Raw genomic sequence first — 17686 nt, 5'->3', positions numbered from 1 at the left:
TCATCGGAGCTAAAAGGAGTGTGATACACCTAAAGTAGGTTGAATAAAAAACGAATAGATGCCACCATAAACAACTGTTGGAGATCAAATGACCTTTTATAGTTGCGATGTTATGGAAGAATATTCAGTTACGTATCTGTAGCTTTCATCAAACAGAAGGCGCAAGATATAGAAAAAACACATAAAAAACAGTGAGTATAGCTTTCTGCCAAAAACAATCAGCAGATGACTACACGGGAGGCATCACGTGTAGAGTAGGAGGAGATAAATGACTCATTTTTATAGAAAGAAAATAGTACAAATGATTTTGGTCGTTCTGATGCTCTTCTCGTCATTAGGGAATAGTGTAGGGGTGATTGCTGAAACAATTGATAGTTCGATTACCGAAATCGAAACGACAGATGGTATACCTGAGACAACAGAAGAAATAGGAGATTTAGTAGAAGAATCAAGTCCAACAGTCCAATTCACAGAAGAAGAACGGGCAGATCTTATTAAGGATTTACATATCCAAGATTCAGATACGCCAGATGTAACAGATGAGTTGCTAGATGGAAATGGAATCTCATCCAGAATGGGTGAATTGACGAACTTAGATAATTTTTGGATTTCTCGTTTTCTTAAAGGAAATGCTAGTGGTAGTGGAAGAACACAGTTTCCACAAACATACTCTAATTATTTGATGAACGACAGTAGAGCAGTTATTGCTTGGGACAATAGCAACAATGCGATTGGTTCAGAAATTGGTGATACCATTGCAGGGACATTTTATTTACCTCGACAATATATCTATACTCCAAATGGAGGGGATATCATCAATTCTGGTTCTAATATATGGGGGAATCCTGTAAGAAGTGACTATGAGTTTGTCCCAAGGATCCAAGCAAATAGTGATAATTTTAGAATTACGGTTTTCGAAAGAGAATCATATGGGTTTAAGGACCCTGTGGCTCGTTCAGGCGACAGCGAAGGGGTGTTAGCAGATTTTCATCCCTATCGAATCGTTGTAGAAAGAACATCTGTTAGGAGAAGTACATTTGCTCAATCAAACGTTTTTACACTTGATGTCAGTTGGATAGTTAATTCATATTTCTATCATTCCTCTTCGTTTATACAAATGTGGCATAGAAATCATAGAGAAACTCTCGTTTCAGCAATGCGCACTGAGTTCTCCGAAGCGGCCTATGTGCCACCGGTATATACGGTGACTGGCAGAGTTGAACCTCCTGAAGGAAGTCAAGTATTACCGACCTTTCCAACAGGACCACTGGTTCCTGGTACGTGGGGGGTGATTCGTGCCGGAGCGCCCAATCCAGGTTATCAGTTTGATCGGTTTGAACTCACAGGTGCTGGAAGCTGGCTTAACCATATACCACCTAGCTTAGGTGGGAGTATGACTATTGGAACTGAGGATGCGATTCTAACGGCAATATATTCGCTAACTACTCAAACTTTGTCACTCAATCAGAATAATGGTCCAGGTAGCACAGGAAGCTTAACAGCAGATAAAACGAGTTCAGTGATGGGAGAAACAACGACGGTTCGTGCGGCTCCTGCAGCTCCTGGATATCGTTTCGCAGGATTTGATGTAAGTGGGACTGGGGGAACAATCAGTAATGTGAATACAACTAACCGCACTGCTACATTTACTATGGGGTCAGAAAATGCATCAGTGACCGCTCGTTATGAACTAGCGGATCAGGCACTCACGTTGAATCGAAATCCTCAAGCCGGGAGTAATACTGACCCGACAGCTGGTTCAAATACTTTGCAAATGGGACAAGAAACAGTCGTTACCGCTGCACCTGCATTACCAGGGTATCGTTTTTCAGGTTTTAGTGTAACTGGAGCAGATAGTACCATTTCCAATGTTGATCTAACGAATCGCACGGCAACATTCAGGATGGGCAGTGAAAATGCAACTGTTACAGCGGAATACGCATCAACCGTTATCCGCAATGCGGATGATTTAGAAAGATTCTTACGAAGTGAATTTCCATACGATTCAAATAGTCAAACTTATACGTTTGAACCAGAGACAAATCAAACAATCGACATGGCTGGAAAAGGTAACTTTACAGGTAGAAGTCAATTTTCTGGGAACTTGATCGGTAATGGTACGACGATCACCAATCTTTCATTAACTGCTTCCAGTGCTGCTCTTGGTTTGATTCAAACACTCAATGGAGGTAACCAATCTCGCATCGAGAATCTAACTTTGTCACGGGTGACTGTCAACAATACGAGAACGCAGTTTTACTCGGCTGGAATCATTGGGCAAGTGGCAAGTGGCACATCGATTGAACTTGAAAATATCAAAATCGACGAACACAGTGAGATCTCAGCGAGTCAACCTTATGGAAGTGCCGGCTTGATCGGCATCAACAACGGCACTGCCACAATCAAAAACGGCGAGGTTTTAGGAACGTTACATACGAATACTTCGAACGGATTGATGGGCGGTATCGTTGGACAAAACCAAGGACAATTGATGATCGAAAACAGTTTCTCCCAAGTAACATTTACAGGGGGCGGGAACTTTACGTTAAGTGTCGGTGGTTTAGTTGGTGAAACGAATGGTCAAGTGACGATCACTGATTCGAGAAGTGAAAGTCGGACAGGTATCAATTCAGCAAGCGGAACGAGTCGAGGCGGCTTTATTTCTCGTGTCGCTCATTCAGGAAGTGCCACGATCCAACGAAGTGTCAATTCAAGTGACATGCGAGGAAATAATAGTTCAGTTGGTGGCTTTATCGGGCGCATGTCTGGAACTGCAAGGATCGAAGAAAGCTACCATAATGGGCATGTCCAAGGAAGTACCAGTCTGGGAACTGGTGGGTTTGTTGGTTTAGGTGACGGCAATAATTCGCTTGTGATTGTCGATAGTTACAGCATCGGCTCCTCCAACGGCAACGGGGTGATCGGCGTGAATCAGGAATCCAATAGTGTCACGCTTAGTCAAGTTTTTGTTGCTGGATTTACCGGAGGACAACCCATCACATCAGATTCGACTAGTATTACAGCGACCAATGTTTATTATGATTCCAGTACAACAAACAAATCGTCAACGACAGGTGTTGGTGAAGCGAAAACGACGTTAGAACTGATCGAAACTACAACTGGTGGCTTAGGATTTGGCAATCGTTGGCGAACGGATTTCTCCGTGAGTCAACGAACGAATAAGACTTATCCGTATCTAAGTTGGCAAACGAATGATACACAGGCTTTAATGTTTTTCAATAGTATCGATCCAATGGTCGATCGTTCAGTGACTGGCAATCAAGTTTCTGTGACGTTGGATTTGCAAAATGATTCACTGCGACTGTTTAACCCATACACCGCAGGGTTAGCAAGTAATGCTTCAGCAGGAGAACAAATGATCAACCGTAATGGTGCCTCACGCTTTTCTATTGGTGTCATCAATGAGCAAGGGGTCGTTGGTTTTACTGCGCGACGTATGGATTTAAATGTGACCCGTCAACCTGCGGCTGGAAGTTCAAGTGATCCTGTGATTGATAAAACTAATTTTCTTGAAGGAGAATCGATCGTTGTTACTGCTCCAGAAGCAAATTATGGGTATCGTTTTGATGGTTTCACGGTGACTGGTGCGAATAGCACGATCACTGATCTTGATTTAGTCAATCGAACGGCTACTTTCACGATGGGAACAGCAGACGCAACGGTCACAGCGAATTATCAACAAACAGTTATTTGGACAGCGGAAGATCTACGCAGATTTTTAAATAGTCAAGCGCCATTTAATCGAGATGATGAGACCTATTCGATTGAACCAGTAGACGGTCAAACAATCGATATGTCTGGTGAAGGGGAATTTATTGGCCGCGCGAACTTTACTGGCGTGTTGAAAGGGAATAACGCAACAATCAAAAATCTAACTATACGCGGTGGTGAATCAAGTGTCGGATTTATTCGTGAGATAAATAGCGGCACGGCACGAATAGAAGATCTACATTTTGAAGGTTTGACAATTGATAGCACTAGAGGCCAATCGTTTACTACGTATATTGGACTTATGGCTCAAGTAGGTGGTGGGCGAATAGCTGAGCTTGAAAACATCAGTATTGATGGAACGAGCCAGATTTCTGCGAATCAACCAAATGGAGCCGGAGGATTAGTTGGGCAAAATAATGGAACAACACTGATCATGAATAGTCGTGTATCAGGGACCCTAAGCACGAAAACCTCAAATGGCTTGCTCGGTGGTTTTGTTGGTACTAGTGTCTGTCAATTGACTATCCAAGATAGTTTATCACGAGTGAATTTTACTGGAGGAAATAATTTCTCATTGAATATCGGTGGCTTCGTTGGAGAAGCCAGTGGACAAGTATCTGTCATTGATTCTAAGAGCGAAGCGCGTACCACTGTAAATTCAACGGATGAGACTTACCGAGGAGGCTTTATTGGTCGTGGCGTTGCTTCAGCAAATATCACGATCCAACGAAGTATCAACTCTGGTGATATGCGTGGTAATAACAGTTACGTTGGTGGTTTTATCGGGCGATTATCTGGTTCTGCTAGAATCGAGGAAAGTTACCATGATGGACATGTACAAGGAAGTACAACGATCGGAACGGGTGCTTTTATAGGAATCTCTGAAGGTAATGGCACTTTAGCTATTTCAGATAGTTACAGTATTGGTTCGTCGAACGGTAATGGAGTGATCGGAAACAACCAAATGAACAATCCGGTCATACTTAGTCAACTCTATGTTGCTGGATTTACCGGTGGGCAACCGATCACATCAGCCACGGCTGGTATTACAGCGACCAATGTCTACTATGATTCAAGTACCACAAACAAATCGTCAACGACAGGAGTCGGTGAAGCGAAAACAACATTGGAATTGATTGAATCAGCCACCGATGAACTAGGGTTTGGTTCTCGTTGGCGAACCGATTTTTCTGTCAGCCAACGAACGAATAAAACGTATCCATATTTGAACTGGCAAACAAACAATACGCAACCTTCGATGTTTTTGAATAGTATTAATCCTATGGTCGATCGTCCGGTGAGTGGAAACCAAGTGACTGTAACGTTAGACTTACAAACTGGCTCGCTGAAACTGTTTAATCCATATACAGCTGGCTTGGCAAGTAACGCGTCTTCAGGAGAACGAACGATCAACCGTAATGGTGCGGCACGCTTTTCAATCGGTGTCATCAATCCACAAGGTGTTGTTGGTTTTACCGCACGCCGGATGGAATTGACGTTGACTAGAGATCCGTTAACTGGAAGTGCATCCGATCCATCTGCTGACCTAACGAACTTTATCGAAGGGGAAACAACGACGATTCAAGCCGCTGAACCAAGTCAAGGGTATCGTTTCGTTGGTTTTAGTGTCACTGGAACGGGAAGCACGTTGAGTAATATCAATCAGACAAATCGCACCGCTACTTTTACAATGGGAACAGAAAATGCTACTGTCACAGCAAATTATGTGCAAACAGTCATTCGAACAGCTGCAGATCTAAGTCGATTTTTGAATAGACAAGCACCTTTTGATCGAGATGATGAAAACTATTCGATCGAGCCAGAAGATGGTGTCGCAATCGACATGGCTAATGCAGGGACCTTCCCTGGCAGACAAACCTATGGAGCAAAACTGATTGGTAATCATGCGGTGATCAGAAACTTAACATTGACTAGTGCAGAAATCGATTTAGGCTTTATCCAATCAACAGGCACTGGTTCCTTACAGATCGAGAATCTGAGTTTTGAGAACTTGAGCGTTAGAAATACCAGATCCCAGTCATTTATGAACTATACGGCAGGATTGATCGGTCAAATCAATACAGGCGGAGTCGTTGAACTGGAAAACATCATGTTTGATCGAAGCACTAGGATTGCTTCGAACCAATCAAATGGTAGCGGCTCTCTTGTTGGAAATAATAATGGTCGTTTGACGATTAGGAATAGCCTACTGTCAAACTCTGTCCATACGCACACCTCGAATGGTTTGCTAGGTGGTTTAGTGGGTCGTACGACAGGAAAGACTACGATCGAGCGAACTACATCAAGAGTACGCTTTACTGGTGATAATAATTATAGTCTAAACTTAGGTGGATTGATCGGAGAAGCATCGGGTACCATCACGATCAGTGATACTCAAAGCGAGGCGCAATCAACGGTTGCTTCTGCATCCTCTACTTATCGTGGTGGGATGATTGGCCTTACTGGAGGGAATGCCCGAGTAGTGATTGAAAGAAGTATAAATTCTAGTGATATCCGAAGTGCAAACAGTTTTGCAGGTGGTTTTGTAGGTCGTGCATCAGGAAACGTGACGATCAATGAGAGTTATCACAATGGGTATATGTTAGGAAGTGTGACAGATGGTTCTGGTGGCTTGATTGGTAGGCTTGAAGGAAATGGACAATTGAGTGTCAATGATAGTTATAGCGTTGGTTCAACGAATGGCAATGGAGGGATCGGAGTGGTTGCTTCAGCAGCGACAGTGCAATTAAATAATTTCTTTGTTGCTGGATTTACAGGAGGGCAACCAATCACGAATACAACAACAGGAATTACAGCCAATAATGTCTATTTTGATACAACAACTACAAGAAAAACTTCAACGACAGGTGTCGGCGAGGCAAGACTGACGACTGGTTTGATCGATGCGACAATCAGTGAGCTTGGATTTGGCGAAAAGTGGTTGACAGGCTTTGCTTTGGGGAGCAGTGCGAATCGAACCTACCCATATTTGAAATGGCAAACGAATGACGTGCAACCTTCTGAATTTTTACACTCGATCCAACCAGAAGTCGATCGAGCGGTATCAACAAATCAAGTAACAACGACATTGGATCTAGCAGGTCAATCGGTGCGCTTATTTAATCCATACCAAGCAGATTTGCCTGGAAATGCTGCATCAGGAACGATCCAGATCAATCGTAACAATGCAACACGCTTTTCAATCGGGGTCATCAATGGACAAGGCGTTATTGGCTTTACGGGGATTGGAAATTACACTGACATCCAACCAGTTAGTCAAGTATTGAACTATGGGTACGAAGAGAAAGATTATGACGCAAAAGATTTTGTGGCTGTGTATAAAGATCATAGCGAAACGGATGATTATGAAGCACGCTTTGTAAGCTTCCCTGATTCATTAAATGGAAATTCAGCACGTATAGAGGTATCGAAAAACGGGACAAGATTAGCAACGCTTGATGTGCCAGTTACGTATCAGTTCGGCCATTCGTTGAATGTACGAGGAATCAGTTTCCAAGGAACTGATATACGGGCAGCAACGTTAAGTTTGAATAGCGATCAAACAGAAATTGTTGCGACGTATAATAGTTTGATATCTGGCGTTTCCATTCATTCGTATTTTGGGAATGAAATGTACTATCAAATCATGCACTATAACTCAGGAACTATCGCTAATGGCCCGTTGAATGAGCAAACATCAAATGTTACTTTTTCTGCTAATGGAAGTGATAGAGTGGGTATCATGGATAGTTTTGGTTCAAATCGAAGAATCTCTGTTGCGAAAGGCGAAATTGTAGAAATATACCATAGAGAAGCTAGCGCTAGATTAGATAACTTTCAAAATAATGTCGCTCAGTCTAGATCGACGGAGCGAAGAAGTCGTTACCAAATCACGGCGAATGGATTTGAACAGTTAACCATTGATCGCTTAAATCCACGAGAACAAAAAACCGTTTTAGGGATGACTCAAGAAGATTTAGATCGACAAATCAATCGATATTTAGATATCAGTCAATATCCTACATTGAAAATCGAGGGCTTCAGTCAATACCCTGATACTTCTATGGAAGGGAATACGAGCGGGAAAATCGTTGTCAGTGAAGAACTAGTGAATGGTCAAACTGTTACATGGGAATATACTGTTCCTTTTGTTGTAGAAAGTGATCCGGCGATCCATGTGACGTTACCAGTTAAAATGATCTTTGATGTGATTGAAGAGGAAGTGATAAGCCCGGATTACCAAGTAATCAATCACTCGACAACAACAAATCTATCCGTAGCATTCCATACAAAAGAGGATGTGGAATTAGCAAGTACATCGAACGTCGTCTTTTTAGAAGAACCCGAGCATGGGGTGCAAGGGGAAGAAGCGATGCTTTTATACTTGCAACGTCTAGGAGAGCCAGTGTCTGATAAACCTTTAGTGGGACGATCAAGCACCTTTACGGGCGCGCGATGGACTGAGGTCATTCAACCCGATTCTCAAATGGCGCTAGGATTTACAGGAACCTATTTCGGTGATGTAACAGTGAGTAACAAAGTCTCGGGCAATTTAAGTTTACACTTTGCAGCGATGACAAATTGAACAAATCAAGAAGGTGAACATCATAACGCAAGAAACACCAACAGCAATTGAAAAAAATGAACAAAAAAAGAAAAAACGATTACTTGTATTAGTTTTATTATTGCTTGCGTTAGTTGCGATTGGTTGGTATTGGTATACCAATAACCAACCAACGCAGATTTTGTCAGATGGTTTTCCGGAGATCAAAAATGCGGAAAAGATGACAGGCGAACAATTGAAGAAATATGCCAATCAAGCAGTCGATGAAAGTAATGTGACGATCAATGTTTATCCAGAAGTCAACATCAATGCCGATGGGAAGACGGGAAATATCTGGATCCAAAATTTACCGACCAATCGTTATGGGCAACAAGCGATATTGTCCGTGAAAGATTCTCAAGAAAAATTGTATGAAACAGGTTTATTAGAACCTGGATATGAAGTAACCGAATTGACCTTGACAAAAAACCTGTCGAGTGGGGAACATCCAGGGGTAGTAGAATTAGAATTTTATGATTTAGACAATAAAAAACTGATGGGAAAAACAACCGTTGACGTCATGATCCATGTCAATGAGTAAAAAAGAAATAAGGCAGTCATGCTTTAGAATAAAATTATAGAAGAAAAGGGAGAAAATTGATGAAATTAAAGAATATTTTAGCAACAGGATTTATTTGTGGTACGGTATTGGCAGCAGGTGCAAGTGTTCAAGCGGATATTATTACCGATGGCGACAATCAGACAATCGATAACTCATTGGGTGGGTCGATCGATACTACAGCAGATGTGGAAATCGATGGAACATTAGGATTTGATAACACAGATCCAGGAGCACCAGAACCAGGAAACCCAGACAAATGGCTAAATGTGACTTTGCCTTTAAAAGCTGTCTTCTTCACTGAACCAGAAGACTATACTTCCATCCAAGGTGGAGAGCATACGATCACAAATAATTCAGCACGTCCAGTACAGATCAGTGTAGGAAATTATACCGTGTCTTCTGGGGATATCTCAGCAATCGATGAGTTGTCATTAGTTGGAAGTTTAGGAAGTACGAATCTTTTGATTGAAAATGGATCCGTAAATTCAAACTTATCAGGAAACTTAATGACTTTAGCCTCTCCGAATGCACGTCCAGGTGATTTACAAGGAGATAGTACAGCGACATTTACTTTTAATGGAATTGTTGGTGATACGTTGAATTTCCCAGAAGATAAGGGATCGATCTCGATTGCAAGTACGTTGACATTGAATATTGAAGCACTAGATGAAGCTGGAGATCCTTATCCATAGTTCGAATCGTGAGGTGATTGGATGAAACATAAAAAACAAACAATTCTTTGTTTGTTCATGGTTTTGGGACTATTGATTCTTGGGTTACCAGAAAATCATATAGAAGCGAGCGCCAATACGATAGAAGTCATCGGCGAACTAGAGTTGAACGCAACAGATGAATCAACTAATAAGCAGGAAGCAACCCCGACAAATCCGAAACCCAGTGATCCAAAAGAATCAGTCACACCCAGTACACCACCTAAAGATAGCGCTCTACCACCATTGGGAGAACAAATGCAAGTACTGTACGTTTTAACAGGTGTGATCGTGGTTTTGATCGTGATCATCATGTATCAAATCGTACGTGAGAAACGGCGAAATCCTAAAAAGATGAGTCGGGTTATTGTGAAATAATATTCATTTAGAGAAGAAAGTCACAGATCAAATGATCTCTGGCTTTTTTCTTTAGGTTTGAAACTGCATAAAATCATCTAAGAACATAATTTTCAAAAATAAGAATGTTTTGTTAAAAAAATCACTTGACTTGGAGTTTGCTTCAAGGTGTATGATAAAGCAGAAATAAAGGAGGTTAGTCTATGTTATTAGAACAAATCAAGGGTCCACAGGATCTAAAACAATTGACAAAAGAAGAGCTACAACAAGTAGTTGAAGAAGCACGTACCGCATTATTAGAAAAAATCAGCCAGTATGGTGGGCATAATGGACCGAATCTAGGGGTCGTTGAAATGACCGTAGCACTTCATTATGTGTTTGATTCTCCGAAAGATCAATTCGTATTTGATGTCTCACATCAGACCTATGTGCATAAAATGTTGACTGGAAGAGCGCAAGCGTTTTTGGATCAAGCGCATTATAACGAAGTTTCTGGTTATACGAACCCGTTAGAAAGTGAACATGATCTGTTTACGATCGGACACACATCAACTTCATTGTCTCTAGCCAATGGATTAGCAAAGGCACGAGATTTGAAAAAAGAAACGTCGAATGTCATTGCAGTGATCGGTGATGGTTCTTTGTCAGGTGGCTTAGCCTACGAAGGCTTGAATAATATTTCTGAACTTGGTACGAATACGATCGTCATCGTCAATGACAATGATCAGTCGATTGCGGAAAATCATGGAGGACTCTATAAAAATCTTAAAGAGTTAAGGGAAACGAATGGTCAGGCAGAAAACAACTTCTTTCAATCTTTAGGACTTGATTATCGTTATTTAGAAGCAGGAAATGATTTAACTGCTTTGATCGAGTTGTTTGAAGAAGTGAAGGATCAAAAAGAACCGATCGTACTTCATATCCACACGACCAAAGGTAAAGGTTTTTCTTATGCGGAAGCAAATCGAGAAAAGTTTCATGCGGGTGGTCCGTTCAGCTTAGAAACAGGGGAATACTTAAGATCTTCTAAACCGATAGAAACGTACAGCAGTTTGACGACCGATTTCTTATTACAAAAAATGAACGAAGATCCAACAGTCGTGGCTGTGAATGCAGGGACACCGATGATTTTATTTTCACCGGAACAACGTCAACAAGTGGGTAGTCAATTTGTGGATGTAGGGATTGCTGAAGAGCATGCGGCGACGATGACAGCAGGGCTTGCCAAAGGTGGGGTAAAACCTGTATGGGCGGTCCATTCACCGTTTTTACAAAGAAGTTACGATCAAATTTCACATGATTTAGCGTTGAATCGTTTATCAGGAACGATTTTAGTGACGCTTGCTTCAGTTAATGGCATGAATGATGAAAGTCATTTAGGGATTTTTGATATTCCATTTTTAAGTCACATCCCAAATCTGGTATACTTAGCGCCAACTACTAAAGAAGAGTACTTAGCGATGCTTGAATGGTCGATCGATCAAACGGATCAATTGGTTGCGATCCGAGTGCCAGTTGGACCAGTGACATCAACTGGTGAAGTGGATCAAACAGATTACAGTCAGTTATATAAGAACAAAGTCATGCAAAAAGGTGAAAAAGTGGCAATCTTAGGTCTGGGTAATTTTTACGGCTTAGCTGAAGAAGTTGCGACTGAACTAAAAGAACGCCAACTGACAGCCACAGTGATCAATCCAGCATTTATTTCCGGTTTAGATACTGAATTGCTTGATGAACTAAAAGAAACACATCAGTTGATCGTCACGCTAGAAGACGGTATTTTGGAAGGCGGATATGGCCAAATGGTCGCTGGCTATTTAGGCAATGAAGCGATCCATGTACAAACTTATGGGTTAGATAAAGCTTTCCACGATCGCTATGAGGTAGCGGCACTCTTAGCAGAAAATGGCTTGACGCTGGAAAATATTGTGAAAAACATCGAACAGACACTTACAGAAGCATAAGAGTCAGTGTATGGTGGAAGCAAGAGGTGTCACAGCCAGTTAGCTGAAGCGCATCTATCTGATTGACCTCAACTTTACAGGAAGTTGACAAACAGAATAAGAAAATTAGTTCTAAAATAAAAAATGGTTTGGTTTCAATGCTGAAAATGACGCATTGGATACCAAGCCATTGTTTTTTTCTAGACATACTTATCTGAAAACCATTAGAAAATTTACATAAAAAATATATATTCCTACAAATAATTTACTTAAAGTTAATCGGAAGTAAAAAATGGTTTTCTACAATTAGCAGTATAGAAAGAACGAAGGAGTGAAAGCATGTTAAAACTAGATGGTATTAGTAAAACTTTTAATCATCATGAGGTTTTAAAAGAAATCAATGTATCGATCGATAAAGGAGAGATCGTTTCGATACTCGGTGCTTCAGGTTCAGGAAAAACGACATTACTGAATATCATCTTAGGATTGGAGCAACCAACGAATGGTCAACTACTTTATGATGGCGAGGATATTACGAAACACGCCATGGAGAAACGACCATTTAATATTGTTTTTCAAGACTATGCTTTATTTCCTAATTTAAGTGCGTATGAAAACTTAGTTTATGGTTTGCGAAAACAAAAAAATCTCACTTCTAAAGAAGAATTACAAGAATTGATCGATCTATTAGATTTGAACGATCATTTAGATAAACGAATCCACCAACTATCAGGCGGGCAAAAACAACGAGTAGCATTAGGACGCACATTGGTGATGAAACCCCAAGTCTTATTGTTGGATGAGCCTTTGAGTGCCTTGGATGGTGTCATCAAAGAGTCGATCAAAGAGCGCATCCAAACGATTGCCAAAAAACTGAATTTAACGACGATCATCGTGACACATGACCCGGAGGAAGCGTTGACCCTTTCTGATAAGATCATGGTGCTAAAAGATGGTCGGATCGCACAATACAGTACGCCAAAAGAAATCGTCACGAATACTGTCGAGCCTTTTGTACAGGCATTTATCGTTGATCAATTAAAAATCAAACGTAGAAATATTGAACGGATCTTTACGCAAGCAACAGGAGTCCTTCAAGAAAAAGTGGTTTATTTCTCATGAGTAGGTTGAAAGTAGAAAAGTTATTACCTCCGCTTATCTTGTTTAGTTTTGCGCTGATGTTGTTCTATCCCTTAGTAAACGTGATGAAAGAGGCATTAACTGTAGATGGACGATTTTCTTTTGAACTGATTCAAGAACTCGCAAAAGATTACGGTTGGTTGGATGCGCTAAGCAACAGCCTGATCGTTGGCGGTATCACGGCACTTTTGGCAACACTTCTTGGTTTTGTGTTTGCTTATGGCATGCACTTTACCAATTTGCCAAAGGGGTTCAAGTGGATCATCGAGAAATGCTTCTTCCTGCCAATGTTGTTGCCAACGATCACTTACGGGTTTGTCTTGATCTATTCTTTTGGCCGTCAAGGCTTATGGACGCGTCTGTTCGGTCATGAATTATTTTCGATCTATGGGAAATCAGGTGTGGTCTTAGGGTTATTGATCTATACGATCCCAGTGACTTTCTTATTGATGAACGATGCGATGAACTATTTGGATAAACGCTATTTGACAGTATCAAGATTGATGGGTGATGGTATTTTGAGAGGGCTGAGGATCACGATCTTGCAGCCATTAAGCAAAACATTTGGCGTTGCCTTCGTCCAAGCATTTTTCATGAGTTTTACTGATTTTGGTATTCCTGTAGCGGTAGGCGGTCGAGAAACATTTATCACTACCTTACTGTATGAGTATTTTATGGGGTCGATCCCAGATTTTAATCGCGGGGCAGTCATTGCGTTGATCATGTTGGTTCCTTCGATCATCAGTATTTTGTTTTTACGCAAGATCCAAAAAAACGACCATACGTCACCTGGTACAAGCACATCTATAAAGAGCAACCGTATCAGAGACTGCCTCTTTAGCATAGGTATGACGATTGGTGGATTATTCATTGTAGGTATATTTCTAGTGATGTTCCTCATTCCGTTTGTGGAAGGTTGGCCGTTTGATTTGACGTTTACAACCCGCCATATCGAAGCGTTTATGCAAACGTCTGATTTGCGTCGGACGCTGAATACGGGTCTTATCGTGGCATTTTGGACAGCTTTAGTGGGGACGGTCATTGCCTATCTAGCAGCAGTTTTCACCGCACGTTCTGTGAAACAGAGCATGATACTCAAAATGATCGACAGCTTAGCTTCAGTCACTAATTCGATTCCAGGAATGGTCTTAGGGATCGCTTATTTACTTGTTTTTAGTGGCACGACTCTGCAAAGTACAATCAGTATTTTAGTGATTGCAAACATGATCCATTATTTTGCAACACCTTACCAGTTAGCAAAAAGTGCCTTGTTGAAGATGAATCCAAATTGGGAAAATACGGCGAAGATGATGGGCGATAGTTGGTTCGAAACGTTGGTTCGGATCATTCTGCCAAATTCAAAGCGAACCATTGTGGAAATGGCTTGTTACTATTTTACCAACTCGATGGTAACGATCAGTGCAGTCGTTTTTCTGACAAGTGCGCGAACGATGGTCATTACGACAAAAATCAAAGAATTGCAACATTTCGGGCGATTTACTGAAATCTTTATCCTTTCCATTTTATTATTGCTCGTTAATTTAACCGCAAGAATCCTTGCGCAATCAATCATGAGGAGAGTTGAAGCAAATGAAAAAATTAGTAAGAAAAGGTTTGATTTATCTGTCATTCGTCAGCGCTTTGGGAATTCTAGGGGCGTGTAGCACGTCAAATGCAAGCGAAAATGCGGATGGTGAAGACAAAGTCATCATTTACACCAATGCAGATGAGGAACCTGTGCAAATCATCAAAGAAGTCCTTGATGCGAATGGTTTTGAGAATCAATACTTGTTGCAATCTTTTGGTACTTCTGAATTGAGCGGCAAACTTTGGGCAGAAGGGACAGATATCGAAGCGGACTTAGTCACGATGAGTACGTTTTATCTAGACGGTGTTCAAGAAAATGATCCTGTCTTCAAAGAACTATCACTAGACATGCAACCAATCGATGATCTACCAAATTATCAAGCGCCGATGACAACACAAGAAGGTGTCATTTTCTATAACACGCAAGTCTTAGAAGAAGCAGATTTACCTGTACCGACGAGTTTAGCCGATCTAGCTGATCCTATCTATGAAGGACAACTGTCGATTTCTGATATCAACCATTCTTCCACTGCTTGGTTATTGTTCCAAGGATTGATCGATGAATATGGTGAGACTGAAGCACAATCGATTTTAGCTGATATCTATGACAATGCGGGCGATCATATCGAAGCTTCTGGTTCAGGGCCGTTGAAAAAAGTTCGCGTTGGTGAAGTGGCATTAGGTTTTGGGTTACGCCACCAAGCAATCAAGGATAAAAAAGAAGGCTTGCCGATCGATTTTGTAGAACCTAGTGAAGGCACGTATGCGTTGACAGAATCACTTGCGGTGATCGACAAAGGAGAAGAGACGAATCCTTTAGCAGAAGAGATGTTGAATGTGATCCTTAAAGAAGGACGCGCCGATCTATTGCAATTTTATCCAAGCAAACTGTATGAAACAGATGATTTAACAGGTGTTGAAACTGCGAAGAATCAAAAAGTCTTCCCAGAAGCATTAACACCAGATCTATTGAAAAAACACGCAAGTCTAGTTGAATAGGAGAAAGAAAAATGAGTGGGAAAACAAAGGTAATCGAACATTATGGGCAAGAAATGAATCATAATAAAATCAATTATAAACTATTGACGCCTGGGCCATTGACTACGAGCCGTACGGTGAAAGAAGCAATGCTTGTCGATCATTGTACCTGGGATGATGATTTTAAGGTCATCACGCAAGCAATCCGTCAGCGGTTGCTTGATCTTGCTGGAGTTTCCAATGAATCGTACACAGCTGTCTTGATGCAAGGGAGTGGCAGTTTTGCGGTGGAATCTGTCTTGAGTTCGGTAGTTACACCAGCTGATCGCTTATTGATCTGTACAAATGGGGCGTATGGCCAGCGAATGGTTCAGATGGCTGAATATCATGGCATTGATCATGTGGTTTATCAAGTTGCTGAAAATGAAACCCCACAAGCGGAAAAAATCGAAGAGCTCTTAACAGTGCATCCCGATATCACAGCACTGGCGATGATCCATAGTGAAACGACTTCTGGTATTTTGAATCCTCTACCTGAGATTGCGGAACTGACAAGAAAACATGACTTGTGTTTTATCGTCGATGCAATGTCAAGTTTCGGTGGCATCCCCATTCCTGTTGGCGAGTTAGGAATTGATTTCCTTGTTTCAAGTGCCAATAAATGTATCCAAGGAGTACCTGGGTTTGGTTTTGTGATCTGTCAAAAAGATTTGTTGAAAAAAAGTGCTGGTCAAGCACGTACGTTGAGCATGGATCTTTATGACCAATTTCGGGTAATGGACGTGGACGGCAAGTGGCGTTTCACTTCACCAACGCATACGGTATTAGCATTTTGGCAAGCCTTGGAAGAGTTAGCAGAAGAAGGTGGGATCGTTGCTCGTTACCAACGTTACCATACGAATAATGAGCGTTTACGTGAACGAATGGCGGAAATCGGCTTTGAAGCCTATGTCAGTGACAATCAAGGTCCTTTCATCACATCATTCAAATATCCAGAAACGAGTGATTTTGAATTTCAAGCATTTTATGACTATTTAAAAACGCATGGCTACGCGATTTATCCTGGGAAAATCAGTGATACAGATTGTTTCCGCATTGGGAATATTGGTGAAATCTATTTGGAAGATATCGAAAAAGTAGCTGGTTTGATCCAGCAATATATGGAGGAACTGAAGAATGATTAAAGTCGTCATTTTAGATTGGGCAGGAACAGCGGTTGATTTTGGATGTATGGCGCCAGTGGCTGCGTTTAGAGAAGCGTTTGAGCGTCAAGAGATCACTGTGACGGAGCAAGAAATCAGAGAACCGATGGGAATGAAAAAAATCGAGCATATCAAGAGGATGCTAGAGATGCCACGGATTGCTGAGAGTTGGTTAGAGACTCATGGACAGGCACCTACAACAGCAGATATCGAGGCGATCTATGCCACATTTGAAGAAGTACTGTTCCAACAATTAGCGAACCATGCAGAAGTGAAACCGGGCGTTTTGGACACTGTTGCTGTTTTGCGAAACCGAGGGATCAAAATCGGCAGTACAACAGGGTATACAAGTGAAATGATGGGAATCGTCATTGCAGAAGCAAACGCACAAGGGTATCAACCGGATCACATCGTCACGCCTGATGAGGTAGACGGAAAAGGTCGTCCTGCGCCGGAAATGTTACTCACAAACTTGGCTTATTTCAAACAGGAAAATAACCAAGAAGTACTAAAACTAGGAGATACGATCTCCGATATTTTAGAAGGGAAAAATGCCGGAGTGATTTCTGTTGGCGTGATTGAAGGTAGTTCGCAAGCGGGTTATTCATTTGACGCCTATCAGCAATTATCGGAAGCAGAAAAAGAAGCGCTATTCAAACGAGTGCGCCGAGAATATTTGGAAGCGGGCGCAGACTATGTGATTGATCAGTTTTCTGAGCTATCTTCACTGATTGAAACAATTGAAGCCCAACAAGTCGTTACTAGTTGAATCTAAATAGGGAAAAGGAAGACTATTTTGGTCTTTCTTTTTTTGCGAAAAATAATGCAAAACGTTGCAAAAAAGTGCAATATAGCGTATCTTAAGTTCAAAG

Annotated in this window: 10 protein-coding genes; all 10 read left to right on the top strand. The window is 41.4% G+C overall.

The annotated features are described in order from the left end of the window. The first annotated feature begins 268 nt into the window (after nt 1-268). The 10 genes from DOK79_RS15170 to phnX all read left to right on the top strand — a co-directional run bounded on the left by DOK79_RS15170 (nt 269) and on the right by phnX (nt 17583). Nucleotides 269-8317, top strand: a complete 8049-nt coding sequence (locus DOK79_RS15170; protein WP_206859163.1) for an InlB B-repeat-containing protein — start codon at nt 269-271, stop codon at nt 8315-8317. Between the two features lie 13 nt (nt 8318-8330). Continuing rightward, nucleotides 8331-8876 carry a hypothetical protein gene (locus DOK79_RS15165; protein ID WP_206859162.1) on the top strand — a complete coding sequence of 182 codons (546 nt, stop codon included), beginning with the start codon at nt 8331-8333 and terminating at the stop codon, nt 8874-8876. A 59-nt stretch (nt 8877-8935) separates the two neighbouring features. After that, nucleotides 8936-9589 (top strand): hypothetical protein, encoded by a 654-nt coding sequence (locus DOK79_RS15160; RefSeq protein ID WP_206859161.1) that lies wholly within the window; start codon nt 8936-8938, stop codon nt 9587-9589. A gap of 21 nt (nt 9590-9610) precedes the next feature. After that, on the top strand, nt 9611-9985 hold the full coding sequence (locus DOK79_RS15155) for a hypothetical protein (protein WP_206859160.1): 375 nt from the start codon (nt 9611-9613) through the stop codon (nt 9983-9985). Between the two features lie 182 nt (nt 9986-10167). After that, on the top strand, nt 10168-11928 hold the full coding sequence (locus tag DOK79_RS15150) for a 1-deoxy-D-xylulose-5-phosphate synthase (RefSeq protein ID WP_206859159.1): 1761 nt from the start codon (nt 10168-10170) through the stop codon (nt 11926-11928). 318 nt (nt 11929-12246) lie between these two features. Further along, the gene (locus tag DOK79_RS15145; protein WP_206859158.1) at nt 12247-13029 is read left to right on the top strand and encodes an ABC transporter ATP-binding protein; all 783 of its coding nucleotides are present in this window, start codon (nt 12247-12249) and stop codon (nt 13027-13029) included. Further along, nucleotides 13026-14711 carry an ABC transporter permease subunit gene (locus DOK79_RS15140; protein WP_206859156.1) on the top strand — a complete coding sequence of 562 codons (1686 nt, stop codon included), beginning with the start codon at nt 13026-13028 and terminating at the stop codon, nt 14709-14711. Before DOK79_RS15145 ends, DOK79_RS15140 begins: the two co-directional genes overlap by 4 nt. Continuing rightward, nucleotides 14638-15633: an extracellular solute-binding protein gene (locus DOK79_RS15135; protein ID WP_206859154.1), complete on the top strand. Its 996-nt coding sequence runs from the start codon at nt 14638-14640 to the stop codon at nt 15631-15633. Before DOK79_RS15140 ends, DOK79_RS15135 begins: the two co-directional genes overlap by 74 nt. 53 nt (nt 15634-15686) lie before the next feature. Beyond that, a complete protein-coding gene (phnW, locus tag DOK79_RS15130; RefSeq protein WP_206859203.1) occupies nt 15687-16796 on the top strand; it encodes a 2-aminoethylphosphonate--pyruvate transaminase in 1110 nt (369 codons plus the stop codon). Then, nucleotides 16789-17583 carry a phosphonoacetaldehyde hydrolase gene (phnX, locus tag DOK79_RS15125; RefSeq protein WP_206859151.1) on the top strand — a complete coding sequence of 265 codons (795 nt, stop codon included), beginning with the start codon at nt 16789-16791 and terminating at the stop codon, nt 17581-17583. The genes phnW and phnX overlap by 8 nt, the downstream gene beginning before the upstream one ends. Nucleotides 17584-17686 lie beyond the last annotated feature (103 nt).

The sequence above is a fragment of the Enterococcus sp. DIV1094 genome (assembly GCF_017316305.2).
Lineage (GTDB): Bacteria > Bacillota > Bacilli > Lactobacillales > Enterococcaceae > Enterococcus_B > Enterococcus_B mangumiae.
The sequence above is the reverse complement of the archived record's forward strand: the minus strand, read 5'-3'. Positions and strand labels throughout refer to the sequence as shown.

Coding starts and splice junctions, on each gene's coding strand:
- DOK79_RS15170 (WP_206859163.1), top strand. CDS start 269: ATGACTCATTTTTATAGAAAGAAAATAGTACAAATGATTTTGGTCGTT.
- DOK79_RS15160 (WP_206859161.1), top strand. CDS start 8,936: ATGAAATTAAAGAATATTTTAGCAACAGGATTTATTTGTGGTACGGTA.
- DOK79_RS15155 (WP_206859160.1), top strand. CDS start 9,611: ATGAAACATAAAAAACAAACAATTCTTTGTTTGTTCATGGTTTTGGGA.
- DOK79_RS15150 (WP_206859159.1), top strand. CDS start 10,168: ATGTTATTAGAACAAATCAAGGGTCCACAGGATCTAAAACAATTGACA.
- DOK79_RS15145 (WP_206859158.1), top strand. CDS start 12,247: ATGTTAAAACTAGATGGTATTAGTAAAACTTTTAATCATCATGAGGTT.
- DOK79_RS15140 (WP_206859156.1), top strand. CDS start 13,026: ATGAGTAGGTTGAAAGTAGAAAAGTTATTACCTCCGCTTATCTTGTTT.
- DOK79_RS15135 (WP_206859154.1), top strand. CDS start 14,638: ATGAAAAAATTAGTAAGAAAAGGTTTGATTTATCTGTCATTCGTCAGC.
- phnW (WP_206859203.1), top strand. CDS start 15,687: ATGAATCATAATAAAATCAATTATAAACTATTGACGCCTGGGCCATTG.
- phnX (WP_206859151.1), top strand. CDS start 16,789: ATGATTAAAGTCGTCATTTTAGATTGGGCAGGAACAGCGGTTGATTTT.